The organism is Curtobacterium sp. PhB130, assembly GCF_003755165.1.
Taxonomy (GTDB): domain Bacteria; phylum Actinomycetota; class Actinomycetes; order Actinomycetales; family Microbacteriaceae; genus Curtobacterium.
The window spans coordinates 978637-1003783 of record NZ_RKII01000006.1 but is presented as its reverse complement, the minus strand read 5'-3'; the positions used below and the strand labels follow the sequence as shown (position 1 = coordinate 1003783).

The 25147-nt window shown below is 71.4% G+C and carries 23 protein-coding genes; 7 read left to right on the top strand and 16 right to left on the bottom strand.

The genetic code is table 11. From position 1 onward, the window contains the following. Nucleotides 1-550: 550 nt before the first annotated feature. Nucleotides 551-1597 (top strand): acyltransferase family protein, encoded by a 1047-nt coding sequence (locus tag EDF24_RS05000; RefSeq protein WP_123654588.1) that lies wholly within the window; start codon nt 551-553, stop codon nt 1595-1597. Between the two features lie 62 nt (nt 1598-1659). Here the strand turns inward: EDF24_RS05000 and EDF24_RS04995 are convergent, their stop codons facing one another. Beyond that, nucleotides 1660-2808, bottom strand: a complete 1149-nt coding sequence (locus tag EDF24_RS04995; protein WP_123654589.1) for a Vms1/Ankzf1 family peptidyl-tRNA hydrolase — start codon at nt 2806-2808, stop codon at nt 1660-1662. 197 nt (nt 2809-3005) lie between these two features. On the opposite strand from EDF24_RS04995, the gene EDF24_RS04990 reads away from it, so the two are divergent. The 4 genes from EDF24_RS04990 to EDF24_RS04975 are packed head-to-tail and all read left to right on the top strand — an operon-like array spanning nt 3006 to nt 9407. Continuing rightward, nucleotides 3006-4370 (top strand): sugar ABC transporter substrate-binding protein, encoded by a 1365-nt coding sequence (locus tag EDF24_RS04990; protein WP_123654590.1) that lies wholly within the window; start codon nt 3006-3008, stop codon nt 4368-4370. Then, nucleotides 4367-5443 carry a carbohydrate ABC transporter permease gene (locus EDF24_RS04985; protein ID WP_123654591.1) on the top strand — a complete coding sequence of 359 codons (1077 nt, stop codon included), beginning with the start codon at nt 4367-4369 and terminating at the stop codon, nt 5441-5443. Before EDF24_RS04990 ends, EDF24_RS04985 begins: the two co-directional genes overlap by 4 nt. Beyond that, nucleotides 5440-6375, top strand: coding sequence for a carbohydrate ABC transporter permease (locus EDF24_RS04980; RefSeq protein WP_123654592.1), 936 nt, complete (start codon nt 5440-5442; stop codon nt 6373-6375). Before EDF24_RS04985 ends, EDF24_RS04980 begins: the two co-directional genes overlap by 4 nt. Continuing rightward, nucleotides 6372-9407: a glycoside hydrolase family 2 TIM barrel-domain containing protein gene (locus EDF24_RS04975; protein WP_260233353.1), complete on the top strand. Its 3036-nt coding sequence runs from the start codon at nt 6372-6374 to the stop codon at nt 9405-9407. The genes EDF24_RS04980 and EDF24_RS04975 overlap by 4 nt, the downstream gene beginning before the upstream one ends. Before the next feature lie 175 nt (nt 9408-9582). On the opposite strand, the gene EDF24_RS04970 is transcribed toward EDF24_RS04975, so the two are convergent. Genes EDF24_RS04970 through EDF24_RS04955 form a run of 4 tightly spaced genes read right to left on the bottom strand, consistent with a single transcriptional unit; the run spans nt 9583 to nt 12976 of the window. Continuing rightward, on the bottom strand, nt 9583-10002 hold the full coding sequence (locus tag EDF24_RS04970; RefSeq protein WP_123654593.1) for a DUF3151 domain-containing protein: 420 nt from the start codon (nt 10000-10002) through the stop codon (nt 9583-9585). Nucleotides 10003-10015: 13 nt separating this feature from the next. Beyond that, nucleotides 10016-11164 carry an MFS transporter gene (locus tag EDF24_RS04965; RefSeq protein WP_185021558.1) on the bottom strand — a complete coding sequence of 383 codons (1149 nt, stop codon included), beginning with the start codon at nt 11162-11164 and terminating at the stop codon, nt 10016-10018. Between the two features lie 47 nt (nt 11165-11211). Then, nucleotides 11212-12408, bottom strand: a complete 1197-nt coding sequence (locus EDF24_RS04960) for a glycosyltransferase (protein WP_123701296.1) — start codon at nt 12406-12408, stop codon at nt 11212-11214. Nucleotide 12409: 1 nt separating this feature from the next. After that, nucleotides 12410-12976, bottom strand: coding sequence for a TIGR00730 family Rossman fold protein (locus EDF24_RS04955; protein WP_123701295.1), 567 nt, complete (start codon nt 12974-12976; stop codon nt 12410-12412). A gap of 375 nt (nt 12977-13351) precedes the next feature. On the opposite strand from EDF24_RS04955, the gene EDF24_RS04950 reads away from it, so the two are divergent. Beyond that, complete coding sequence (locus EDF24_RS04950; RefSeq protein ID WP_123701294.1) at nt 13352-14920, top strand: ABC-F family ATP-binding cassette domain-containing protein; 1569 nt, start codon at nt 13352-13354, stop codon at nt 14918-14920. Here EDF24_RS04950 and EDF24_RS04945 read toward each other — a convergent pair. The 4 genes from EDF24_RS04945 to EDF24_RS04930 are packed head-to-tail and all read right to left on the bottom strand — an operon-like array spanning nt 14917 to nt 17652. Next, nucleotides 14917-15612 carry an SDR family oxidoreductase gene (locus tag EDF24_RS04945; protein ID WP_185017270.1) on the bottom strand — a complete coding sequence of 232 codons (696 nt, stop codon included), beginning with the start codon at nt 15610-15612 and terminating at the stop codon, nt 14917-14919. The genes EDF24_RS04950 and EDF24_RS04945 overlap by 4 nt on opposite strands. A 10-nt stretch (nt 15613-15622) precedes the next feature. After that, nucleotides 15623-16114 (bottom strand): DedA family protein, encoded by a 492-nt coding sequence (locus tag EDF24_RS04940; protein WP_123701293.1) that lies wholly within the window; start codon nt 16112-16114, stop codon nt 15623-15625. Between the two features lie 39 nt (nt 16115-16153). Beyond that, nucleotides 16154-17185, bottom strand: coding sequence for a YihY/virulence factor BrkB family protein (locus tag EDF24_RS04935; protein WP_123654600.1), 1032 nt, complete (start codon nt 17183-17185; stop codon nt 16154-16156). A gap of 2 nt (nt 17186-17187) precedes the next feature. After that, nucleotides 17188-17652, bottom strand: a complete 465-nt coding sequence (locus EDF24_RS04930) for a hypothetical protein (protein WP_123654601.1) — start codon at nt 17650-17652, stop codon at nt 17188-17190. Nucleotides 17653-17727: 75 nt separating this feature from the next. On the opposite strand from EDF24_RS04930, the gene EDF24_RS04925 reads away from it, so the two are divergent. After that, nucleotides 17728-18468: an MBL fold metallo-hydrolase gene (locus EDF24_RS04925; RefSeq protein WP_123701292.1), complete on the top strand. Its 741-nt coding sequence runs from the start codon at nt 17728-17730 to the stop codon at nt 18466-18468. A gap of 171 nt (nt 18469-18639) precedes the next feature. Here EDF24_RS04925 and EDF24_RS04920 read toward each other — a convergent pair whose 3' ends face one another. The 7 genes from EDF24_RS04920 to EDF24_RS04890 all read right to left on the bottom strand — a co-directional run bounded on the left by EDF24_RS04920 (nt 18640) and on the right by EDF24_RS04890 (nt 25136). Further along, nucleotides 18640-19683: a Gfo/Idh/MocA family protein gene (locus EDF24_RS04920; protein WP_123654603.1), complete on the bottom strand. Its 1044-nt coding sequence runs from the start codon at nt 19681-19683 to the stop codon at nt 18640-18642. Between the two features lie 88 nt (nt 19684-19771). Further along, the gene (locus EDF24_RS04915; RefSeq protein ID WP_123701291.1) at nt 19772-20683 is read right to left on the bottom strand and encodes a prenyltransferase; all 912 of its coding nucleotides are present in this window, start codon (nt 20681-20683) and stop codon (nt 19772-19774) included. After that, the gene (locus tag EDF24_RS04910) at nt 20680-21132 is read right to left on the bottom strand and encodes a lycopene cyclase domain-containing protein (RefSeq protein ID WP_260233352.1); all 453 of its coding nucleotides are present in this window, start codon (nt 21130-21132) and stop codon (nt 20680-20682) included. Before EDF24_RS04910 ends, EDF24_RS04915 begins: the two co-directional genes overlap by 4 nt. Further along, nucleotides 21129-21473 carry a lycopene cyclase domain-containing protein gene (locus EDF24_RS04905; protein ID WP_123701290.1) on the bottom strand — a complete coding sequence of 115 codons (345 nt, stop codon included), beginning with the start codon at nt 21471-21473 and terminating at the stop codon, nt 21129-21131. Before EDF24_RS04905 ends, EDF24_RS04910 begins: the two co-directional genes overlap by 4 nt. Then, nucleotides 21473-23149, bottom strand: coding sequence for a phytoene desaturase family protein (gene crtI, locus EDF24_RS04900; protein WP_185021557.1), 1677 nt, complete (start codon nt 23147-23149; stop codon nt 21473-21475). Before crtI ends, EDF24_RS04905 begins: the two co-directional genes overlap by 1 nt. Next, nucleotides 23146-24081 carry a phytoene/squalene synthase family protein gene (locus EDF24_RS04895; RefSeq protein ID WP_123701289.1) on the bottom strand — a complete coding sequence of 312 codons (936 nt, stop codon included), beginning with the start codon at nt 24079-24081 and terminating at the stop codon, nt 23146-23148. Before EDF24_RS04895 ends, crtI begins: the two co-directional genes overlap by 4 nt. Further along, the gene (locus EDF24_RS04890; protein ID WP_123654607.1) at nt 24078-25136 is read right to left on the bottom strand and encodes a polyprenyl synthetase family protein; all 1059 of its coding nucleotides are present in this window, start codon (nt 25134-25136) and stop codon (nt 24078-24080) included. The genes EDF24_RS04895 and EDF24_RS04890 overlap by 4 nt, the downstream gene beginning before the upstream one ends. Nucleotides 25137-25147: the final 11 nt, after the last annotated feature.

Sequence of the window (25147 nt, the reverse complement as noted above, 5' to 3'; positions counted from 1 at the left end):
GACGAGTGCCGCCCGCGGGGCCCGGGAACGTTCGGCGTCGGCAGCCCTCCGGTCGTCGCGACGCGCGCGGACGCGATCAGCGACGACACCGGCCAAGCGGGCGACCCGGCGCGCATGGGTGATTGAATTTCGCATGCAATCACAATATCAGCATCTGATATTCATGAACAGAGGAGCCGCCCTCCGGCCGGTTGCTCGGGTGCCGTCGCCACCCACGGCGCCGTGCCGAGTGCGAGCAGGGTCCGGTCACCGATCGCGACGGCATCGAGCGCAGCGTGATCGCCGGCGGGCTCGTGCTCACCACATTGCTGGACCTCGCCGCGTGCGCCGCAGCCAGCAATCCGGTGCCCCTCTGGCTGGTGATCCTCGCGAGCGGCGGACGCCGCCGCGATCGCCGCCGGCCCGGGCGTCGGCGCCCTGGTCGGCGGCACTCGGCTTCGCAGCGTCGTTCGGGATCGTCGCGCTGGCGCTGCCGCTGGTCCCGCGTGGACCGTTCGCACGACTGCATTGGATCCTTGAAAACATGTCGTATGTCACATACTCTTGTAGGATGCGACGAATCGGATGGCTCGACTCTGCCAAGGGCATCGCCATCATCGGCATCGTGCTCATCCACGCGGTCTCGTGGAGCCCGGCCGCATCGGCTCCGGCGACCTGGGTCCTCGACCGCCTCGTGGTCTCCCTGCCGGTCTTCTTCCTCGTCTCCGGGATCGTCTCCGGGCCGGCATTGCTCGACGCTGCGGCCGGTCGACGGCGTCTTGCCGATCGGGTACTCCCGTTGCTCTGGCTCTACCTGCTCTGGCAACCGGTCGTCCTCGGTTACCGGATCCTCGGCAGCCTGACCACCGACGGTGCCGTCGACCTCGTCGGCGAACTCGCCAGGGTCGCCGTCGCTGTCGTCCGGCCGAACGGCGAGATCTGGTACCTGTGGGCGCTCGCCATCCACCTCACGCTGGCATGGGCCACACGCCGGCTCCCCACCGCCGCGGTCCTCGCGTCGACCTTCGTGCTTGCCGCCGCCGTGATCGGTTGGGGTCGTGAGATGACCGGAGAGGCGACTTGGCACGTTCTCGGGCCCGGCTTGCAAGGACTCCCGGGGTACGCGTTCTTCACCCTGGCAGGAGCTCGCCTCGCACCATGGATCATCGCTCGCGTACAGCTGGCGTCACCGGTCGTCGTGATCATCGCCGTCCTCCTGTGGCTCGGGATCGGTGAACTGCACGCGACCGCGGACCCGAGCGTCGCGTCGCCGCTCGGAGTCGTCCAGGTGTTCGTCGGCACCGCTGCGACCGTCCTCGCTGCTCGGGCAGTGACGCGATGGGCTGCTCCTCTCGCCTGGCTCGGGAAGTGGTCGGTCGTCCCCTACCTCACCCACACACCAGTCATCGTCGTGCTGCTCGCGATCAGCACGGATGCGGGCTTGCTGCCGCTCCTCTGCGCAAACCCCACCTGCACGGTGCTCGTGCTGACGACCACCGCCTCGCTCCTCGGCCTTGCCGTGTTCTGGTCGTTCCGCCACACGCCGGCGCGCTTCCTGTTCGAGATGCCCCCTCGCGCCCGGCGCCTCCTGGCGAGCAGAACGCCCGTTTCCGACTGAGACGCCACCGAGTTCGGTGGCGTCTCAGCAGGAGAGCAGCGTGGCGGGGCGTACCCGCGGGCTCAGGCCGGGACGGTCGGGCCGACGGGCCAGCGCAGGAGCGCCGCCGCCGCGGCACCGCCGGGCAACGACGCAGCGTTGACGAGCACGAGCTCCGCATCCGTCAGCACCGCGGCGCGCACGAGCGCGCACACCGCCGGCACAGGGCCGATCACCGGCGCGCCGGCCGCCTGCTCGGGTGCCGTGGCCACCCACGGAGCCGTGCCGAGCGCGAGCAGGGTCCGGTCACCGATCGCGACGGCATCGAGCGCGATCGTCGAGCCCTGCGCCTGCTGCAGCGCCTCGACGACGGGGCCGAGCCCGGTCACCGCCTGGTTGTCGCCGCGCCCGACGTGGGTGCGGAGCGAGTCCTCGAGGTCGTGTCGGTGCCCGGCGATGACCCGGGCCAGTGCGACGCGCACGTGGTCGCCGACGACGGTCTCGTCGAAGCCGCCGCCTGGCACCTCGCTGACGAGACGGCGCGCATCGGACGAGAGCCGCTCGATGAGCATCGGACGTGCCTGCAGGTCACCGGACACCACGATGAGCGCGGGGCTCAGCCGTTCCACCGCCTTGTCGATCGCGGTCGCCACCTCGGCGGTGTTCTGCCGCCAGATCTCCTCGGTGCGGCCCTGCCATCGGGGCTGCTTCCAGTCGCCGAAGCCGCCCTTCACCTTGTGCTGGTCGAAGGTCTCCCCCTGGATGCGTTGCTCGTCGTCGGAGTTCCCGGGGTGCCCGAGCTTGTAGGCGCGGTACCCGCCGCCGTCCTTCCCGATCTGGACCACCAGGAACGGCAGGTCGATCGGGCGGTGGGCGACGAGCGGCACGAGGTCGGGGACGGCTCCGGCGCCGATCGACTCCGCCGCGTGCATCGGACCGGGGAGCACCTCGCTCAGCACGAGTTCGCCGTCGTGCACGAGCACGTACCGAGCCACCGGGGCCGGGATCCCCGGGGTGTCCTCGAGCTCACCGGCGATGACGTCGACCGCGTCGAGATCGGAGCCCTGCGCGCGGAGCGCCTCCTCGACGGCACGGAGCTTCAGCGCGGCCTGGCGGCGCGGATCCTCGACGTTGGCGGAGGCGTCGACGTAGGCCCACGCCCACGTCCCACCACCTTCCAGCCGCTGTCCCAGTACCCGGTGCAGTTCGTTCGTGACGTTGGTCGACGTCATGGCAGCTCCTCTCGGAAGGCGAATCACCGGAGCTCGGTCGAGCCCCTGCGCTCTCACGTGGTCCCCACCATTCACCGCCACCGCGGATCGCGTTCGCAGATCGGAGCGAACGCCCAGAACGCGAAAGTGCACCGACGCTCGGTTTTGTGGTTGGCTGAACCGCAACCCCGATCCAACGACGAACCGGAGTGCAGGCAATGACGCCCCCATCACCACGACGCCCCATCACACGACGCCAGCTGTTCGGCTTCGGGATCGGCGCGGCAGCCACCGGCCTCCTCGCCGGCTGCGCGGTCCCCGGTTCCACGAACGTGAACCGCGCCGCCGTCATCCCCGCCGCTGCGAGCGGTGAGACCATCACGCTGACCTACTGGGCCTGGCTGAAGGACCTCCAGAAGGTCTGCGACATCTGGAACGCGAAGAACCCGAAGGTCCAGGTGCAGGCGAACTGGATCCCCGGCGGCAACAGCGGCGGGTACCAGAAGATGTACTCCGCGCTCGCGGCCGGCGGCGGCCCGGACATCGGGCAGGTCGAGCTCCGGCAGATCCCCGAGTTCATGCTCGCGAACGGCCTGGTCGACCTCGCCCGGTACGGCGCGAAGGACTTCGAGGCGAAGTACGACGAGGCCGCGTGGGCGCAGGTGTCGTTCGTCGACGGCATCTACGGGATCCCGCAGGACACCGGCCCGATGGGCTTCTACTACCAGACCGCGCTCCTCGAGCAGGCGGGCGGCGAACCGCCGAAGACCTGGGACGAGTGGAAGGAGCTCGCCGAGAAGGTCCGGAAGACCGGCAAGCAGAACTACCTCGAGGTGTTCCCCGTCGCCGATGCCTCCCCGTTCGCCGCGTACGCGCAGCAGGCCGGCGCCCGCTGGTTCAAGGTCGACGGTGACGAGTGGGTCGTGGACATGACCGACGACAAGACGATGATGGTCGCCGACTTCTTCGACGGCTGCATCGACGACAAGCTCGTCGACACCAGCGCCGGCGCCTACACGCCCGGCTGGTACGCATCGGCGGCGAGCGGCAAGATCGCCGCCGTCACGAGTGCGAGCTGGGGTGACGCCCTCATCGAGTCCGTGCAGGGCGGCGAGGGCAAGTGGAAGGTCGCCCAGATGCAGACCTGGGGCGACACCGGCTTCGGTTCGAGCGCGATCGGCGGCTCGACGGCCGCGGTCCTCGCGAACGCGAAGCACCCGAAGGAGGCGCTCGACTTCATCACGTGGATGACCACCTCGAAGGAGGGCATCGACGCGATGATCAAGTACTGCGGCATCGGCTGGTCGCCGGCGAAGGACTACATCGGCAAGCAGCGTCAGCAGCCGTCGAAGTGGTTCTCCGGCCAGAACTACAACGAGGACGTCTTCGTCCCCGCGTCGCAGGAGCAGAACGTCGACTGGTCCTGGTCCCCCGTCACGCAGTCGGCGTTCACGTCGCTGCAGAACCAGTTCCGCCGCAAGATCACCGGCAACCTCAAGCTGAGCGACGCCGTCGAGCTCGCGCAGCGGGAGATCGTCCAGTCCTTCAAGGACAAGGGCCTCAGCGTCAGGACGGCACGATGACCCAGCAGACACCGACCTTCCGCACGAGCACGAAGGCCACCCGGGCGCAGAAGCGCGCCCCGTGGATCCTGCTCGCGCCGTTCCTGGCGCTCTTCGTGCTGACGTTCATCATCCCGATCATCAGCGCGCTGTTCCAGAGCTTCACCACGGTCGACCGTGCCGGGCTCTTCGGCGAGGACGGCGTCACCGGCCGGTTCGCCGGCTTCGACAACTACGTCACGGCCCTGAGCGACAACGGCTTCGTGGCGTCGATCGGCCGGATGCTGCTCTTCGGCATCGTCCAGGTGCCGGTGATGATCATCGCCTGCACGATCCTCGCGCTCCTGCTGGAGTCGGCGAGCGCCCGCTGGCCGGGCTTCTTCCGGGCGATCTACTTCATGCCCTACGGCGTCCCCGGCGTCATCGCGACGATCCTCTGGTCGTTCCTGTACGTCCCGGGGCTCTCGCCGATCGTGTCGCTGCTGCAGTCGATGGGGCTGCAGCCGGACTTCCTCGGCGCGAACAGCGTGCTCTGGTCGATCGCGAACATCGTCACGTGGACCTACACGGGCTACAACATGCTCATCATCGTGGCGCAGCTGAAGTCGATCCCCGGTGAGATCTACGAGGCGGCGAAGATGGACGGCGCCGGACCCTTCCAGGTGGCGTGGCGGATCCAGATCCCGCTCATCGCGCCCGCCCTGGTGCTCACGACGGTCTTCTCGATCATCGGCACGCTGCAGCTGTTCGCGGAGCCGCAGATCCTGTCGACGGTCGCCCCCGCCATCGACACCGAGTACACGCCGAACTACGCCGCCTACACGAACGCGTTCGCGTTCAACGAGTACGGCGTCGCGAGTGCGCAGGCGGTCATCATCGCGTTGGCCGCGTTCATCCTGTCGTTCGCGTTCCTCGCGCTGACGAACCGGCCGCCGAAGAACGAGCGCGACCAGCGCAAGCGGGCCAAGAAGGACGGCCTGGAGGCACGACGCACGCTCCAGACGCGCGCATCCGCCGTCCGCGCGGTCACCACCCAAGCCGACCCGGGCCTGGCGTCCGGTCGCGTCGCGACCACCGAAGGGACCGACCGATGACCAGCGAAGCCATCGAAGCGTCGACCACGGCGAAGTCCGCCGTCCCGGTGGACACCACGTCGATCTCGGCGCACCAGCGCCGCAAGCTCGACCGCTCCCCGAAGTCGCAGATCGTGGTGACCGGGATCCTGGTCATCGTCGCGGTCTACTTCCTCGTCCCGCTGTACTGGGTCGTGATCGCCGCGACGAAGACCACCGGTGCGCTGTTCTCCACGAACGGGTTCTGGTTCGGCGGGGACTTCTCGCTGTTCTCCAACATCGGGGACGTCTTCACCTACGACGGCGGGATCTTCGTCCGCTGGATCGCGAACAGCGTGCTGTACTCCGGCGTCGGCGCGGTGCTCGCGACGTACTTCGCCGCTGCCGGCGGGTACGCGCTCGCGAAGTACGAGTTCCGCGGACGCCAGCTGGTGTTCGGGACGATCCTCGGCGGCGTGCTGGTGCCTGGCACCGCGACGGCCCTGCCGCTGTTCCTGCTGTTCTCGACGCTCGGGTTGACCGACACGTACTGGAGCGTGCTCATCCCGAGCCTCGTCTCCCCGTTCGGTCTGTTCCTCTGCCGGGTCTACGCGGCGGCGTCGATCGACACGGCGCTGATGGAGTCCGCACGACTCGACGGCGCCAGCGAACTGCGGATCTTCCACACCATCGCGCTCCGGCAGATGACGCCGGCGCTCGTCACGGTGTTCCTGTTCCAGGTCGTCGGCATCTGGAACAACTTCTTCCTGCCGCTGATCATGCTGGCCGACCAGAAGCTCTACCCGATCACGCTCGGGCTGAACAACTGGCGCGCGCAGGTCGACCGGCTGCCGGAGTTCTACCAGCTCACCACCGGCGGGGTGCTCGTCTCGGTCATCCCGCTCGTCATCGCCATCATCGTCCTGCAGCGCTTCTGGCGCGGGGGCCTCACGGAAGGATCGGTCAAGGGTTGACCACCACCGCCATCGACGACCTGCACTCCGAAACGCCGGGTTCGGCGTCCCGCCTGGCGCCCCGCGCGTGGCTGCACACCGATGCACCCGCGGTGTCGCTCAACGGGGAGTGGGACTTCCGCTGGTCGCCGGTGGCGGCGGCTGCGTCCTTCGAGGACCAGGACGGGTGGGGCACGCTGCCGGTCCCGGCGCACTGGGTCCTGCACGGGCACGGAGCGCCGAGCTACACGAACCTGCAGTACCCGTTCCCGATCGACCCGCCGCACCCGCCGGAGGAGAACCCGACGGGCGACTACCGGCGCAGCTTCTCGGTGCCGTCGTCGTTCGACGCTGCGGCCCGGGTGCTGCTGCGCTTCGACGGCGTCGAGTCGCACTTCCGGGTGTGGGTGAACGACTCGCTCATCGGGTGGTCGACCGGGTCCCGGCTCGCGACGGAGTTCGACGTCACGAGCGTGCTCCGTCCGGGACCGAACGAGATCCGGGTGCGGGTGCACCAGTGGTCCGCCGCCTCGTACCTGGAGGACCAGGACCAGTGGTGGCTGCCCGGCATCTTCCGCGACGTGACGCTGCTCGCACGGCCCACAGCACCGGTCGACGACGTGTTCGTCCGCGCCTCGTGGGCGCCCTCGCTCGGGAGCGCGGCGACCGCCGGGACGGCGGCGTCCGGCCGCCCGTCCACCGGCACGGGGACGATCTCGTTCCCCACGCTCGAGGCGGCGTTCCCGCTGCGGTTCGCCGTGCCGGACCTGGGCGTCGACGTGGTGTGGGCCTCGGCGGCCGACGTCGCGCCGATCGACGTCGAGGGCGTCGAACCGTGGAGCGCCGAACTCCCCCGCCTGTACGACGCGACGGTGTCCACCGGGACCGACGCCGGCGGCACGACCGGCGGCGAGACGGTGTCGCTCCGCCTCGGGTTCCGAACGGTCGCGATCGACGGTGACCGGTTCCTCGTCAACGGCGAGCGCGTCGTGTTCCACGGGGTGAACCGGCACGAGACGCACCCCACCCGGGGACGGGTCTTCGACGAAGCCCATGCCCGCGCGGACATGGCGCTCATGAAACGCCACAACGTCAACGCGATCAGGACCTCGCACTACCCGCCGCACCCCCGCGTGCTGGACCTGGCCGACGAGCTCGGCTTCTGGGTGATCCTGGAGAGCGACCTCGAGACGCACGGGTTCTTCTTCCTCGACTGGCAGGGCAACCCGTCCGACGACCCGGCGTGGGAGGACGCGTACCTCGACCGCATCGCGCGGACCGTCGAGCGCGACAAGAACCACCCGTCGATCGTGATGTGGTCGCTCGGCAACGAGTCGGGCACCGGTCGGAACCTCGCCGCGATGTCCACCTGGGTCCACGCTCGCGACCCGGAGCGCCCGGTGCACTACGAGGGCGACTACACGGGCGAGTACACCGACGTGTACTCGCGGATGTACCCGACCCTGCAGGAGACCGAGTCGATCGGCGGCGGCACCCCCACGCCCCTGCTCGGCTGCGGCCCCGCCGAGGCGGCCCGGCAGCGTTCGAAGCCGTTCATCCACTGCGAGTACGTGCACGCGATGGGCAACGGCCCCGGCCAGATCGCCGAGTACGAGGCGCTCGTCGACCGCTTCCCACGCCTGCACGGTGGGTTCGTGTGGGAGTGGCGCGACCACGGGTTGCTCGCGCACACCCCCGACGGCACCCCGTACTACGCCTACGGCGGGGACTTCCACGAGGTCGTGCACGACGGCAACTTCGTGATGGACGGCCTGGTGCTGCCCGACGACATCCCCACCCCCGGGCTCGCGGAGTTCGCGGCCGTGGTCGCGCCGGTCCGCCTGTCCGCGTCCGTCGGCTCCGGCGGCGGCACCGTGCTCGTCGAGAACCGGTTCCACTCGGCCTCGACCGCGGGGCTCCGGTTCACCTGGACCCTGACGCGGAACGGCGTCCCCGCGGCCACCGGGCGACTCGCCCCCGGGGTCATCGCCGCGCGGGAGTCCGCGACCGTGCCGGTGCCGAAGGAGGTCCTCGAAGCCGCGGCCGGTCCGATCGCCCCCGGCGAGGAACTCTGGCTCGACATCGTGGCGGAACTCGCCGGGCCGACCGCGTGGGCGGACACCGGCCACGTCGTCGGACGCACCCAGACGCTCGTCGCGGCGCGACCGGCGGAGGCGATCCGAGCCTCCCGTCAGGGGTGGGAAGGCGACCGGCTCGGGGAGGCGACCTTCACCGAGCGCGGAGACCTGTCCAGCTGGAAGGGACTGCCCGTCGCCGGGCCGCGGCTGGAGCTGTGGCGCGCACCGACCGACAACGACCGGCTCGCATCGCAGGGCGGCTACGAGACGGCCGACCCGGTGCTCACCCACGGTGTCGGTGACCCGGACGCCCCGGCGTCGGCATCGAAGTGGGAGCGAGCGGGCCTCGACCGGCTGACGCACCGGCTGATCGACCTCGAGCGGACGTCGCACGGACTCGTGCAGCGGGTCCGGGTCGCGGCGGCCAACAGCGGCGCCGGCGTGGAGGTCACGCACCGCTGGACACTGACCGAAGCCGGGCTGCAGCTCGACACCACGGCGATCCCCTTCGGCGCCTGGGACGTGACCTGGCCGCGGATCGGGGTGCGGATCGACCTGCCCGCCTCGCTCCTGTCCGAGTCCGTGGAGTGGTTCGGGACCGGGCCGCTGGAGTCCTACGCGGACTCGTCGCACGCGGCGCACGTCGGACGCTTCGGCTCCCCGGTGTCCCTGCTGAACGTGAACTACTCGCGGCCACAGGAGACCGGGCACCGTCCCGAGCTCCGGACGCTGACGGTGGGGCCGTTCACGGTGTCGTCCGTCGGTGCCAGGCGGACCGGGTTCACCCTGACGCCGTGGACCGCGCAGCAGGTCGGGCGTGCCGGGCACCCGTACGAGCTCCCGACGCCGGAGGCGACGTACCTGTACCTCGACGCGGCGCAGCACGGCCTCGGTTCGCGCGCCTGCGGGCTCGACGTGCTGCCGGAGCACCAGCTGTGGCCGGCGACGACCGCGTGGTCGGTGCTGCTCTCGTAGCGGGTTGCGGGCGCCGGGCGGCGTCGCCGGGCGGCGGTGCCGATCGGCGTCGCACAACGGAAACCGGCTCGCACCACGGAAATCCGTGGTGCGAGCCGGTTTCGGTTGTGCGGTGCCGGGGCCCGGGTCGGCGGACGCCGCGGCGGCGGGCGCCGCGGCGACGGAGCGCGCCGCGCTACGCCTCGAGCGCGGGGATCGCGGCGGGGTCTGCGCCGTTCAGGAACTCGGTGAGGCGCTCGGGCTCGCCCGGCTCGTCGATCGCCTGGGCAGCGCGACGGAGCGCGAACAGGGACCGCAGCACCCCGCGGTTCGGCTCGTGCGACCACGGCACCGGCCCGGCACCCCGCCAGCCGGCCTTCCGGAGCGAGTCGAGCCCGCGGTGGTACCCGACACGGGCGTACGCGTAGGACTCCAGCGTCGCGCCGCGGTCCCAGGCCTCGTCAGCGAGGAGAGCCCACGCCAGGCTCGAGGCCGGATGGGCGACGACGACACTCGCGACGGGAGCGTCAGCGGCGAGCGCCGCGTCCACCTCCGGGTCGGCGGGGAGCAGGGTCTCGGGGTTCGCGGACGGGGTCGGCAGCAGGTTCTCGGGCATGTCTCCAAGCCTGTCATGGCGACACTGGGTCGGACCGCATCGGGGTGGTGGTGTGGTCCTGGCGCAGCACTCGGGCGCCGGCAACCACCGCGACGAGGAGCGCCGCCGGCACGAGGAGCGCGATGCGGAGTCCGGTGAGCGTGCTCACGAACCCGATGACCGCCGGCCCGCAGAGGAACCCCACGTACCCGGTCCCGACGACCACGGACATCAGTCGCGCGCTCGCCCCGACGGCGCCGTAGACGGTGGGCACGATCGCGGCCAGGCCGACGCCGAGTCCCGCGAACCCGACGAGTGCCAGGACAGGAGAGCCGCCCGAGACCGCGAGCACGAGCGCGCCGATCGCGACGACGGCGCTCCAGCGGACGGTGCGGACCGGTCCGGCACGAGCGCCGACACGGTCGACGACGAGACGGGTGCCCGTCATCGCGACCGCGAACGCCGAGTACGCGAGCGCCGCGACACTCGCCGGCGCACCGAGCGCGTCCCGCAGGTACACGGCACCCCAGTCACCGACGGCGCCCTCCGCGACCATCGCCGCCAGCGCGAGGGCGCCGAGCAGCACGACGATCCGGACGGGAGGCACGTGGCCGTCCCGGACGACGGCACCGGACCCGCGGCGGTCGGCCGGGGTCGGGGACCACCGCCGTGCCCACCCGGCGCACGCTGCCAGCGCACACGCGAGCGCCGCGACGAGGAAGGTCACCCCGGCTCCGCCACCGAATCCGGCGACGGCGCCACCGATGCCGGCGCCGACGAACCCGCCGATGCTGAACCGGGCGTGCAGCCCGCCGAGCACCGGACGCCCGAGTGTGCGTTGCAGCGCGGCGCCGTGAGCGTTCATCGTGACGTTGCAGGTGCCCTGGACGAGGCCGACCAGCACGAGGACCGCGCACAGTGCGGGCAGCGACGACACCACGGCGGTCAGGGGCAGGACCACGCCGAGCAGGAGCACCGCGACCGGCATGAGCACGCCGGACCGGGCGCGGTCGACGCACCGGCCGAGCACGACCATCCCGAGCACGCAGCCGGCGGCGAGGCACACGAGTGCGATGCCGAGCTCCCCGTGGTCGGCTCCGACCCCGTGAGCCACGGCGGGCAGCCGTGCCGACCACGTGCCGACGACGATCCCGAACGCCGCGAACACCAGCCCCGTGGCCACCCGGGCTCCTTCGACGCGTGCACGATCGGTCTCAGGCACGATCGGTCTCAGGCACGGTGACGGCTGCCGCTCAGCAGTTCGGCGACCTGGCGAGCGATGCGCGCGGGTTCCCACTCCCTGGTCCGTGCGCGAGCCCGCGCTCCGGCTGCCCGGCGGAGGTCCGGGTCGTCGATCAGGGCAGCGAGCAGGTCGAGGAACTCGTCGCGACCGCCGTGCAGCATCGACGGGTCACCGACGATCTCCGGGAACGCTCCGCGGTCGTACGCGACGACCGGGGCACCGTGGGCCATCGCATCGACGATCGCCATGTTCCACAGCGCGTTCTCGCGGAGCGGTCCGAGGGCGATGTCGGTCCGGGCGAGGACCCGCTCGTAGGTGGCTCGGTCGGCGGCGGTGACGACCTCGACGAAGGGCAGCGTCCGCAGGCGGTCGAGCGCGCGGTCGATGCTCGGGTCGAGGCGGCGGCGCTCCGCCGAACGCTCGCCGGTGGGGTTCGTCACGACGACCCGGAACGCCCCGGGTCGTCGCGCGGCGAGCGCCTCCAGCCGGTCGGTGAGCTCCGCCGTGCCGTAGTGCGCGTAGAGCCGGTGGTTGTAGAGCAGCGTCACGGGTTCGTCGGGGTCCGCCGGCACCGCGGGCTCGGTGTGGTGCTCGTCGCCGGCCGTCCGCGGTGGTGGCACGATCGCGAAGCGGTCCGCGAGGCGCCACGGCTCGGTCGTCGCGGCGAGGAACAGGTCACGGCCGTACGTGCTGCCGATCATCGCGACGTCGGCGAAGCAGGCCGCCTCGACCTGGCGTGTCCAGATGCTCGCCGCGAGCCCGTCGTCGTCGAGGCTGGGGTCGAACGTGACCACACCGTCGGACGCGGCCTGGACGGGGACGTAGTGGAAGTACACCCCCATCGGGACGCGGTGGCCGGCGGCGCGCGACACGAGGGCGAGCAGCGGCACCGCGAGCTCCGGCTGGTTGACGAGCAGGGCGTCCGGGGCCGACGGGAGCGCCGCGAGCTCGGCGTCGAGCGTGTCCCACGGCATGCCGTACCGCACGCCGTACTTGGACTGCGGGACCGGGATCTCGATCGTGCGCGAGGCCGAGACGGCACCGATCCCGGGTGGACCGACGAGCACCGTGTCCCAGCCGAGTTCCCGGAGCTCCGCGAGCAGGGACTCCTGGAACACGAAGCCGCTGTCCGCCTGCAGGTTCGAGGCGTTGCTGACGTTGAGGTACGAGAGGAGCGTCGGCATCTCAGGCCACCGCCGTCGGGGTGCCGGCGAACGCGAGCGCCAGCGCGTCGTCGACCGTCCGGGCGAAGCAGATCTCGCGATCCAGCGCGATGAAGCCCGAGCGGCGGAGGTGCTCCAGCAGCACGCGGAGCGTCTGCCAGAACCCGTCCACGTCGACGAAGACCACCGGCAGGTCGTGCAGCCCCAGCTGGGCGCCGGTGAGGGCGTCGAACGCTTCGTCGAGGGTGCCGATGCCACCGGGCAGCACGAGGACCGCGTCCGTGCAGTCCAGGAACCGCTGCTTGCGCTCGGCCATCGTGTCGACGTGGACGAGGTCGATGCCGGACGCCGGTGGTTCGATCGCCGCCAGGTGGTGCGGCGTCACACCGGTCACGGCGCAGCCCTCGGCGTGCGCGGTCCGGACGATCCGCCCCATCAGGCCGACGTCCGAGCCGCCGTGCACGATGCGGATGCCGCGGGCCGCGCAGACCCGGACGAGTTCGTCCGCCACGAGCGCCGGCCCCGCGCCGGTTCCGTCGCTCGAGCCGCAGAACACCGCGATCGCTGGCTCGGTCCGTGTCGAGTCCATCGTGCCTCCATCGTCCCCGCGGTCGGCGCCTCCGGCCCGTCGTGAAATGCAATGTATCGACGGACGGCTCCGGCGTCCAGTGGTTCCGCCGTCCGTGCAGCATCGCTTGCGCACACCACGTTCCCGGGCTTAGCGTTGGGGCACTCCGTCGTGACCGCGGAGCAGCGGGGCGGGAGACCGACCGCCGGCTCGGGTCTCGGACACGGGGGTGAACCGACGGAAGAAGCCGCCTTGCGCGTGATCACCGGTACTGCGTCCTCGCAGCAGCTGCCCCTGCGCTGACACCGTGATCACGCCCGCCGTCGAGTGGGCACCTGCCGCTCCCGCGGCGGTCCGGTGTCGTGCGCCCGCACGATCACACCGGAAGGCACCACCATGCCCGCGAACCCCTCGGTCGTCCTGCACGACCTCACCTTCACCTGGCCCGACGGCACCGTCGCGCTCGACCACCTGACCGCCGCCTTCGGGTCCGGCCGGACCGGCCTGGTCGGGAGGAACGGGGCCGGCAAGTCCACGCTGGTCCGGCTGGTCACCGGCCGGCTCTCCCCCACGTCGGGCACGATCACGACGTCGGGGCCCGTCGACCACCTGCCGCAACGGCTGCAGACCGGCGCCGACGACACCGTCGCCGACCTGCTCGGTGTCGGCAACGCGCTGACGGCCCTGCGCGCGATCCTCGGTGGTGACCCGTCCCCGGCGCACTTCGACGTCCTCGGAGACGACTGGGACGTCGAGGAGCGCGCCACCGCTGCCGTCGACCCCCTCGGACTCGAGCTCGACCGTCCCGTCGGCACACTGTCGGGTGGCCAGGCCGTCCTCGCCGCGGTCGCCGGGATCCGCTTGCGCGGACTGCCGATCGCGTTCCTGGACGAGCCGACGAACAACCTGGACCGCCGTGCTCGCGCGATGCTCCTCGACATGGTGGACACCTGGCGCGGGACCCTGGTGGTCGTCAGCCACGACCGGGAACTCCTCGAACACGTGGACGAGGTGGCCGAACTCCGTGCCGGTGCGATGACCGTCTTCGGTGGCACGTTCTCGGCGTACGAGGAGTACCTCGGCGTGCAGCAGGCCGCGGTGGAGCGTGAGGTCCGCGTCGCGGAACAACGGCACCGCACCGAGAAGCGGCAGCGCATCGAGGCGGAGACGAAGATCGCGCGGCGGGCGAAGGCGGGCGAGAAGGCCGGCCGGTCGATGCCGAAGATACTGGCGAACGAGCAGCGCAAGAAGGCGCAGGAGACCGCCGGGCGGCTCCGCGTCGCGCACGGGTCCGCGGAGGAGGCCGCGCTCGCGACCGCGCGCGAGGCCGAGTTGCGACTCCGGGACGACGAGTCCATCCACGTCGAGCTCCCTGACCCGCGCGTGCCCGCATCCCGGCGCATCGCCACGATCACCGTCAGGGGGCGCGAGACGGTCGTGCAGGGGCCGGAGCGCGTCGCCGTCGGCGGGGACAACGGCGTCGGCAAGACGACCCTGCTCGAGCACCTGGTCCGGGTCCCCGGCGCGCGCGAGCACCCCCTGCCGGACACGGGTGCCGTCCCGCACGTGGAGCACATCGCGTACCTGCCGCAGCGGAAGGACGGACTCGACGACGACGCCACGGTGCTCGAGAACGTCCGCCGCGGGGCAACACACGTGCCGGAGGCGGAACTCCGCAACCGGCTCGCCCGGTTCCTGGTCCGCGGGAGCACGGTGGACCGGCCCGCGGGATCGCTCTCCGGCGGGGAGCGGTTCCGGGTCGCGCTCGCGAGCTTGGTGCTGGCGGATCCGGCGCCGCAGCTCCTGGTGCTGGACGAGCCGACGAACGACCTCGACATCACGAGCGTCGACCAGCTCGTCGATGCCCTGCAGGCCTACCGCGGCGCGGTCGTCGTGGTCAGTCACGACGAGACGTTCCTGGATCGTCTGGGGCTGGACGTGCGCTTGGACCTGACCGCGGGTTAGCGCTTCCGGGTGGGACGGATCGAGAGCGTCTCGATCGTTCCGCGCTCCGGCAGGTCGACGACGGTGCGGACGGCGTCGGCGACGTCCTGCGGGGCGAGGAAGTACGCCGTGTCGTAGGACTCCCCGAGCTTCTCGGTCAGGGCCCGCTGCATGTCGGAGTCCGTGCGGCCCGGGTGCACGCTCGACACCCGGACGCCGTTGCCCCGTTCTTCTTCCCGCAGGGCATCGGTGAACGCACGGAGCGCGAACTTGGACGCGCCGTACACGCCGCCGCCGGGGCCGGAGAGGAAGCCCGAACCGGAGTTGATCGTCACGACCAGACCGTGCGACGCCCGGAGCTCCGGCAGCGCCAGCCGGGTGAGCTCGGCGACCGCGAACACGTTCGTCGCGAACACGGCTTCCCACGTGGCACGCGGGGTGTCCGCGATCCGGTTGCCCTGCTCCACGCCCGCGGAGTGCACGAGCACGTCGAGGCGATCCGGCAGGTCGGGGACGTCCCCCGCGCCGAGGTCGCCCACGAAGGGTCCGGCACTCGGCAGGTCGGCCACGACGGCCGCGACCGCGTCGGCCGAGCGGCCGCCGACGAGCACGTGGTGGGTGCGGCCGAGGTCGGCCGCGATCGCGCGGCCGATGCCGCGGGTGGCTCCGGTCACCAGGGCGACCGGACGATCTGCAGGGAGGGAAGTCGTCACGCGAGCCAGCCTACGGAAGCCGAGCCGAGCCTCCAGGCCGGTTGCGGCGGTTGTGGAGAACTGCCACCGTCCCCACCAGCAGGACCACCAGGGCCACGACCGCGGCCATCCCCCACGGCGAGCCGGCGAGTGCGGCGACGACGGCCCAGAACACGGCGAGGCCGACGGTGGCGTAGAGGAACGCCCACGCGACGCAACCCGGGACCATCGCGACGAGGTACCGCCACCACGGCACCCGGGCGAGGCCGGCGGCGGCGTTCATCACCGTCTGGAGCCCCACCGTCACGAAGCTCACCGTGAGCACCGGCAGGCCGAACCGGTCGAGCAGAGCCGAACCCCGACGGACCGCAGCCGAGTCGAGCCAGCGCCCCCACCGCGAACGCGATGCTCCGGCGACGGCACCGCGCGCGATCCAGTACGTGGCCTGCGCGCGGCAGAACACGATCACGAAGAGCGCGAGGACGAGCCACCAGAACGGGAGCCCCTCGAGGAAGTCGGGCACGTCCGAACCGTAGCGGACGTGCCCGGGAGCCGTCGGCGGCTACTCGCGGCCGGCGCTGTCGCGGATCTTGATCCCCTCGAGGACGTCCTGCGCGTGCTTCTCGTCCTGCTTCGCGATCTGCCGGGTGTCGCGTTCGGGCAGCTGGATGTCCTCCTCGGCACGGATGCCCGCCTGCAGCTGCCGGCTCCGCTCGAGCTCGGCGTCGAACTCCGCACCGAACAGCAGCGCGTTGTTCGTGATCCAGATCCACAGCAGGAAGACGATCACACCACCGAGGGACCCGTACGTCGCGTTGTAGTTCGAGAAGTTCCCGACGTAGAACCCGAAGCCGACGCTCGCGATGATCCAGATGAGGAGCGCGAGGATCGAGCCACCGCTCACCCAGGTGAACTTCGGCTGCTTGATGTTCGGCGACCAGTAGTAGAGCACCGCGACGACGACGATCGCGATGACCAGCAGGATCGGCCACTGGACGATCGACAGCACGGTCACCGCGACGTCACCGAGGCCGATGACGTCGCCGAAGCTGCGGGCCAGCGGGCCGCTCACGAGGACCAGGAGACCGAGCACCAGCAGGATCACGGTGAAGAGCGTGACGCCGAGCATGGTCGGACGGAGCTTCCAGATCGGACGGCCCTCACGCACGTTGTAGACGCGGTTCATCGCCCGACCGAACGCCCCGACGTACCCGGAGGCGGACCAGATCGCGCCGACGATACCGACGATGAAAGTGACCGGGGCGGCAGGCGACCGGACGAGGTTCTCGATCGGGCCGCGGATCAGCTCGACGACCTGCGGCGAGCCGATGTTCCCGACGATGTCGAGGAGCGTCTTGATCGTCGTGTCCGCCTGGCCGACGAGGCCGAGGATCGACACCACGGCCAGCAGGCCGGGGAACAGTGCCAGGACCGAGTAGTAGGTCAGGCTGGCGGCGAGGTCGGTGCACTGGTCGCTCGAGAACTCGCGGAGGGTCTTCTTGAGCGTGTACATCAGCGACGGCTTCGTGAGGTCCGTCGGGCTGTCCGGCTTCCTGGGGTCGTCCGGCGCGGGCTTCTGCTGGTCGCGTGCCATGCTCAGATCCTCCTCGCGCGCTTGGCGGCCTGCTTGCCGGCCTTCTTCGCCTGCTTCTGGACCTTCTTGCGGCGCTTCGCAGCGGCCTGCTGGTCCTGCAGCACGGGGTTGTGCTTGTCGTCCTTGCGCGAGAACGCCGGGACGCCCTTCGACTTGCCGTCCTTGCCCACCTTCACCGGCTTGAACACGGGGACCGGTGCCGGGGTGCGGAGCGCGTCCAGACGCGCCCCCGGCGAGTGCCGGATGCGGACGCCCACGACGATCGCCGCGATGCCGGCGGCAGCGGTGGCCGCCAGCGCGACGAGCGGGGTCGGGTCGCGGTGCCAGCGCTGCTTCGTCTTCGCGACGGCGAGACGGGTGCGCGCGGGCACGTCGACCTTCTGCCGGATCCGCTCGACGGTGTCGGTGATGCGCTCGCGGGTGCGGACGTTCGCGAGCTCGAGCTCGGGGAGACTGTCGTTCGCCATACATCGTTCGTACACGCTCGCGGCCCGACACACACCCGGAAGGACGCCCAGAGACGGACGGCTAGCGTCCCGCGCATGCTGTACCGAGACGTCGCCGAGGGGATCCACCGCCTCGAGATCGCACACACGAACCAGTACCTCGTCGAGACCGGGGACCGGTTGCTCGTCGTCGACGCAGGGCTCCCCGCCGCGTGGCCGCACCTGCTGCTGGCCGTGCACGACCTCGGGTACACGCCGTCCCGGGTCGAGGGGATCCTGCTCACGCACGGGCACTTCGACCACGTCGGCACCGCGGCGCGGGCACACCGGGAGTGGGGCACGCCGGTGTTCGTGCACCCCGGGGACGCGGCGCTGGCCGCACACCCGTACTCGTACCGGCCGCAGACGAACCGGCTCGGGTTCGTGCTCGGCCACCCCGGAGGGTTGCTGCCGCTCGGGCAGATGCTCCTCGCCGGGGCGGCGAACGTCGACGGGATCGAGGACACCGAGCCGCTCGAGTCCCGCGCCGACGTCCCGGGCTCGCCGTGGATCATCGAGACCCCGGGGCACACGGACGGGCACGTCGCGCTGCACTTCGCGGACCGGGACGCGGTGATCGTCGGGGACGCGCTGGTCACCTTCGACCCGTACACCGGCGGGATCGGGCCGCGGGTGGTGGCTCCGGCGGCGACGGCCGACATGGACACCGCGGTCGCGTCGCTGTCCCGGCTGGAGGACACCGAGGCACGCCACGTGCTGCCGGGGCACGGCCCGCAGTGGTCCACGGGCGTGCGGGCCGCGGTCGCCCAGGCGCGGCGGACGGCCGGCGCGGCCTGACGCGCTCCTGCGGGTCCGGCCCGGGCCCTGGTCGCGACCACGGCCGGACGGGAGGCACGGTGCCGGTCCGCCACGGGCCTCCCGGGCGCCGAGCGCGCACGAACGGACGCCTGCTCGCGCGCGAGGCGACCGTTGGTGACCACTCGGCACGCGACAGCCGCGCGCCGACCGTCAGGACGGGACGACGACGTCCTCGGGGAAGCCGGACGCCGCGGAGCGGGTCGCCGCCTCCATCAGGGCGAGACTCCGCAGGTTGTCCCGCCCACTCGTCTCCGGTGCCGGACCGCCCGCCACCGCCCGGGCGAAGGCCTGCAGCCCGCCCTGCCGGTCGTGGTGCTCCGCGGTCGGCAGTTCGACGGGCGCCGCACTCGTGTCGCCCGGACGGCGGACCGTGACGAGGTCCCAGCTGACGTCCCCGGGCTCGCCGCCGCGGCTGGTGAACTGGAGCTCACCGTCCTCCCCCTGGATGCTCCACTCCCCGGCCCACGGCGTGTGCTCCCCACGGCTCAGCCAGCTGCCGCGGTAGCTGACGACCAGGCCGTCCTCCATCTCGATCAGCATCGACGCGACCGCCTCGTCCTGGTACTTGCTGAAGGACGGGTAGGTGGCCTTCGCGAAGACCCGGACGGCTTCCTTGCCGGTGACCATCCGGAGCAGGTCGAAGTGGTGGATCGCCATGTCGTTGATCATCGCGTGCGGGAACCGGTAGTGCGGGTGGTCCTCGAACGCACGGTCGTTGTCCCACTGGCGGAAGTCGATGTTGATCGCCGAGAGCTCCCCCACGGCATCCGCGGCGAGGAGGTCCTGCACCACCCGGGGCGCCGGGTAGAAGCGGTAGTTCTGGCTGACCTGCAGCACGAGACCGAGTTCCTCGGCACGGTGCACGGCCTCAGCGGCTTCGACCGCGGAGTTCGCGAACGGCTTCTCGACGAGGACGTGCTTGCCGGCGTCCAGCGCCTCGAGCGCGAGTGGCACGTGGGTGACCGCGGGTGCGGTGATGACGACGGCATCGGCCTCGACGCCGGCGAGCGCATCGGTCAGCGAGGGGAACGCAGCGCTGGTGGGGAGCCCGAGGTCCGTTCGGACGGCCTCGAGCGTCGTGGCACTCGGGTCGGCGATGCCGACCACCTCGACCTCCGACACCGCGGGGAGCGCGACGCGGGCCCAGCTGCCGCCCCACCCTCCGAGACCGACGTGGATGATGCGGACCGTCATGCGTGCACTCCTTCGTGTTCGAGCGACGCCGACGACGACGTCCCGTCCATCCTGTCAGGGACCGGTGACGCCGTGGGCACGTGCGGGGTCAGTGTGTGAAGGCGTACGCGATCAGCGCCATCGTGACGATGAAGCCCGCCAGGTAGTTGATCCAGAGGAAACGCTTCCACCCGGCGTTCGCCGACTCCGCGCCGGCGTCGGTGACGTTCCACCACGGCAGCACGTTGAGCGCGTACGGGATCACCACGACGGCGGCGATCGGCCCGGGGAACGCGGAGAACAGCAGCGCGACGCCGGCGACGACGTACGCGACGAAGGCCAGCCGGACCGTGGCGCGTGCGCCGATGACGGTGGCGACGGAGCCGATGCCGCCGGCCCGGTCGGCGAGGACGTCCTGCACGGCGCCGAACGCGTGCGATGCGACGCCCCAGAGGAAGAACGCGATGCACACCGCGACGAGCTGGCCCGTCCAGTGCGGCCCGGAGAGCGCGAGGCCGTAGACCGCGGGCGACACGAAGTGGGTGCTCGAGGTGAGCGAGTCGAGGAAGGGCTTCTCCTTGAAGCGGAGCCCGGGTGCCGAGTACGCGATGACCGCGAACACGCTGATCGCGAGGACGAGCCACGACCACGGTCCGCCGAGGAGCACCAGCGCGATCAGGAAGGGCACGTTCGTGACGACGACCGCCCAGAGCGTCGTGCGGTGCACGCTCTTGTCGAGCAGCGCGCCCTCGACCCCGCCCTTCCGCGGGTTCACCAGGTCCGACTCGTAGTCGAAGACGTCGTTGATGCCGTACATCGCCAGGTTGTAGGGCACCAGGAAGTACACGACGCCGATGAGGAACGCGGGGATCGAGAACCCGCCACCGCCGTCGACGCCGACGCCGCTGCCGAGCAGGTACGCGGCGCCGAACGGGTAGGCGGTGTTCACCCAGCTGATGGGTCGGGACGACACGAAGAGCGCGCCCAGTGTCGACTGCCGGGAGGCAGGGGTCGCCGTCATCGCGGATCCTCCGGTCGGGGTCGTGGCCGGTTCTCGGGCACGGGGCTGGTCGCGCGGTCGGGTCCCGACCGCGCGTGGTCGTCGCTGGGTCCCGACTGCGCGTGGTCGCGGCTGAGCAGGACCCAGAGCGCGGGGAGCAGGACGACCGCGGCGATCGAGTACGCGAGGTCCTCGACCGGGATCGCGCCGATCTTCGCGCCGCTGATCAACGACGGGTCGTAGGCCACGATCCGCAGCGAGACGATCACGTTGTCGAACACGATCGTCATCGCCAGGAGCGCGATGCCGGTGACGAGGCCCGTGACGAGCCCGATCCGGCGGGTGCGGTGCACCGAGCGGCCAGTGCGCCGGGCCCGGCGCGCGCCGACCACCGCGGCGACGACACCCACGACGGCCACGATCGCGAAGAACGGCAGGGCGAGGAGCGCGTACGCGCCTGAGCCCGTCACCGGTCGGCTCGTTCCGCGGCGGCGTCGGCCGACCGGGCGACCCGAGGACGGACGAACCCGAACAGGTTCATCGTCGTGTAGCAGAGCAGCAGCAGGAAGAAGAGCTCCTCGAGCGGGACGTCCGGCGCGAGCAGCACCCCCGTGAGCAGGTGCGTCTCGCCGATGAAGAAGATGCCGAGCCCCACGCCGACGGCGTCCCAGACGAGGAAGAACGCGACGCCGATCACCGTCACGGCGCACGCCCGCCACGGTGCCCGCCAGAAGAACAGCGTGAACCGGCGGTCCAGGACCACCATGCCGGTCAGGGCGACGAGCAGCCCGAGCAGGTACAGCCCCGGCATCAGCCTGCGGCCGCGGTCGTCCGCCGTGGCGCACGCTTCGTCGGCCGCGGCGGTGCGTCCGCGGCGCGTTCGAGCGGCGTCGGGAGGGGCTCGGTCGACGTGTCGCCGTGGATGCGCTTCAGCAGCACCTCCGCGGAGATCAGGCACATCGGCAGACCGATGCCCGGGATCGTCGAGGACCCGGCGTAGTAGAGCCCGTCGACCTTCTCGGATGCGTTGCCCTCACGGAAGAAGGCGCTCTGCTTCAGCGTGTGCGCCGGCCCGAGCATGGACCCGCTCCAGGCGTTGAAGTCGTCCGCGAAGTCCCCGGGACCGACCGTGCGCCGGACCCGGATGCGGTCGCGGAGGTCGGGGACGCCGGCACGCTCGGCCACGACGTCGATCGCCCGGTCGGCGATGCGCTCGACCTCCCAGTCACCGGCGCCGTCGACGCCGCCCTTGCCGATGCCGACGTCGGCGGGCAACGGCACGAGGATGAACACGTTGCTCGAGCCGGGCGGGGCGACCGTCGGGTCCGTCTCGGAGGGGGCGCAGACGTAGATCGACGCCGGGTCGGGCACGTGCCGGTCGTCGCCGAAGACCGCGCCGAAGTTCGCCTTCCAGTCCGCGGTGAAGACGAGGGTGTGGTGGAGGAGCCCGGGCACCGGGCCGTCGATCCCGAGGTACACGAGCACGGCGGAGGGGCCCGGGTCGCGCTTCTTCCAGTGCGACTCGCCGTGCGTCCGGTGCTCCCGGTCGAGGAGCTGCATCTCGGTGTGCCGGAGGTCCGCCGCGCTGACGACGACGTCGGCCGGCGCGACGTGCTGGACGCCCCGGCGGTCCCGGTGCACGACGCCCGTGACGTGGTCGCCCTCGACGACGATCCGCTCGACCTTCGCTCCGGCGATGATCTGGGCGCCCTCGGCCCGGGCGACCCGCTCGACGGCGTTGATCACCTCGGTGATGCCGCCCTTCGGGTAGAGCACGCCGTCGGCGAGGTCGAGGTGGCTCATCAGGTGGTACATGCTCGGAGCGGCATACGGGCTCGTGCCGAGGAAGACGGCGGGGTAGCCGAGGACCTGCCAGAGCCGGCGGTCCCGCACGGCACTCTCCGCGAAGGTCGACAGCGGCTCGATCAGGAGCCGGGCGAGCTTGCCCATCCGGAGCAGCACGTCCGGTGCGGCGAGCTTCCGGAAGTCCTGGAACGTGCCGTACAGGAACCGGCGGACGGCCATGTCGTAGGTCTCCGCCGCGGAGTCCAGGTACTTCGCCATCCGCTTGCCGGCGCCCGGCTCGATCGACTCGAACAGGGCGAGGTTGTCCTCCCGCGATGCCCGGAGGTCGATCGGCTCGTCGTAGCCCTCGCTGTAGACGCGGTACCCGGGGTCGAGCTTGACGAGGTCGAGCTGCTCGTCGGCGCTGGTGCCGAGCAGCCGGAAGAAGTGGTCGAACACCTCGGGCATCAGGTACCACGACGGCCCGGTGTCGAACCGGAAGCCGTCCCGCTCCCACGAACCGGCGCGGCCGCCGAGCTGGTTCCGCTGCTCGAGCACCGTGACGGCGAAGCCGTCCCGTGCGAGGAGCGCGGCGGACGCGAGCCCGCTGATGCCACCGCCGATCACGACGGCGCGACGGACGGGCACCTTGCGGGCAGTGGACGGCTGGGTCGTCGGACCGGAGGCACGGGTCGGGCTCATGACGGGCCTCCTGTCTGTCTGGTGGGGACGGTGCGGGATCGCAGCGGCGCGCGGCCGGCGAGCACCTGTGCGGCCAGCTTCGCCTTCACCGGGTTCGGCACGCGGACGCGCGTGGTGATGAGCCGGCTGGCGGGGGTGGCCGCGATGCGGTCGTTGAGTTCCTGGAAGAGCGCGTGCGCGAGGCCCACCGCGTGGCGGGCGTCCTTCGGCAGCAGCGGGACCGTCCGGGCTGCGGTGTCGAGGTCCGCCTGGACGTCGGCGACCAGGCGGTGCTTCGTCGCCTCGTCGAAGCTCCGGACGTCGACGCCCGGGAAGTACGAGCGACCGAGGACCTCGAAGTCCGCGTGCAGGTCGCGGAGGAAGTTCACCTTCTGGAACGCGGCACCGAGCGCCCGGGCACCGTCGACCAGCACGGAGTCGTCGAAGGTCGGGCGGCCTGCGCGGTACACGAACGCGCGGAGGCACATCAGACCGACGACCTCCGCGGAGCCGTAGACGTACGTGTCGAACGAGGCGTCGTCGTGCTCGGTCTGCTCGAGGTCCATCCGCATCGACGCGAAGAACGGCCGCGTCAGTTCAGCGCCGAAGCCCGTCGTCCGCGCGGTCCGGGCGAAGGCGTGCACGACCGGGTTCACCGAGAAGCCGTGCGCCATCGCCCGCTCGGTGTCCTGCTCGAGCTCGTCGAGCACCGTGCGTGCGAGCGCGGGGTCGAGGCCGGCTTCGGTCGCCGGGCCGTCCACGACCTCGTCGGCGACGCGCACCAGGGCGTAGACGTTCCGGATGTGCTCTCGGGTGTCCTTCGTGAGCAGGCGGCTCGCCATCCCGAACGACGTCGAGTACCGGTCGATGACGACCGAGGACGCGGCTTCCGCGGTGGCGTCGTAGAGCGGGAGCCGCGCGGTGTGCGTGCTCCCCGAGTTGCTGGAGCTCACCGGACGCGCTCCACCAGCTCGGACACGAGCGTCTCCAGCCGGTCCGCGAGTTCGTACGGCAGCGCGGCGAGTTCGGCGCGGGCGAGGGCGGTGTGTTCCCGGACACGGGCGAGTGCCGCATCGTGGGCGCCGCACTCGACGAGCAGGCGACGCATCTCCGCGGCGCGCTCCTCGGTCAGGTGCGGGTCGCCGAGGTACGGCGCAAGCTCTGGCCAGCACGCCGTGGTCGCCGCGTAGGCGATGAGCATGGTGCGCTTGCCCTCGCGCAGGTCGCCGATCGCGGTCTTGCCCGTCGCGGCTTCGTCCCCGAACACCCCGAGCAGGTCGTCCACCACCTGGTAGGCGATCCCGATCTCGCGGCCGAAGGCGCCGAGTGCCGCGACCACGGTCTCGGGCGCCCCCGCGAGCACGGCGCCGGACTGCAGCGGTGCTTCGAACGAGTAGACGCTGGTCTTCGCACGCTCCATCGCGAGCACTTCGTCCACGGTCGGCATCACGCCGTGGGTCAGGTCGACGTCCGCCATCTCACCGGCGGCGCTGGCGAACACCGCGTCGTCGAACAGGTCCAGCAAGCGGGTGCGGCGGTCGCCGTCGACCCCGCTCGACTCGATGAACCGCGGCGCCCCGGACAGCGCGAGGTCCCCCGCGATAACCGCGGCACTCATCCCCCGGTGCTCGGCGGTCGGCAGCGGCAGCCCACCCGTCGTGCCGGTGTCGCGGAACGACCCGGCGACGTTCGGCATCCCGCGGCGCGACCAGTCGCGGTCGATGACGTCGTCGTGCACGACGAGTGCGGTGTGCAGCAGTTCGTACGCAGCCGCGACGTTGGCGGCGGCGTGGACGTCGGTGCCGCCGAGCCCGGCGTACGCCGTGATGACCATGCGCGGACGGAACCGCTTGCCGCCCATGCTCGCCTTGCGGAGCACACGCCAGAGTTCTTCCGAGGGGCGTCCGAACGCCTGCGCCCGGGCCGAGGACACGGCGAAGAACCGCTCGAGGCACTCGTCGACCAGGGCGAGGTCGATGTGCGCCACGGTGGCCGCTTCGTCCGTCATTGGCCTAATCT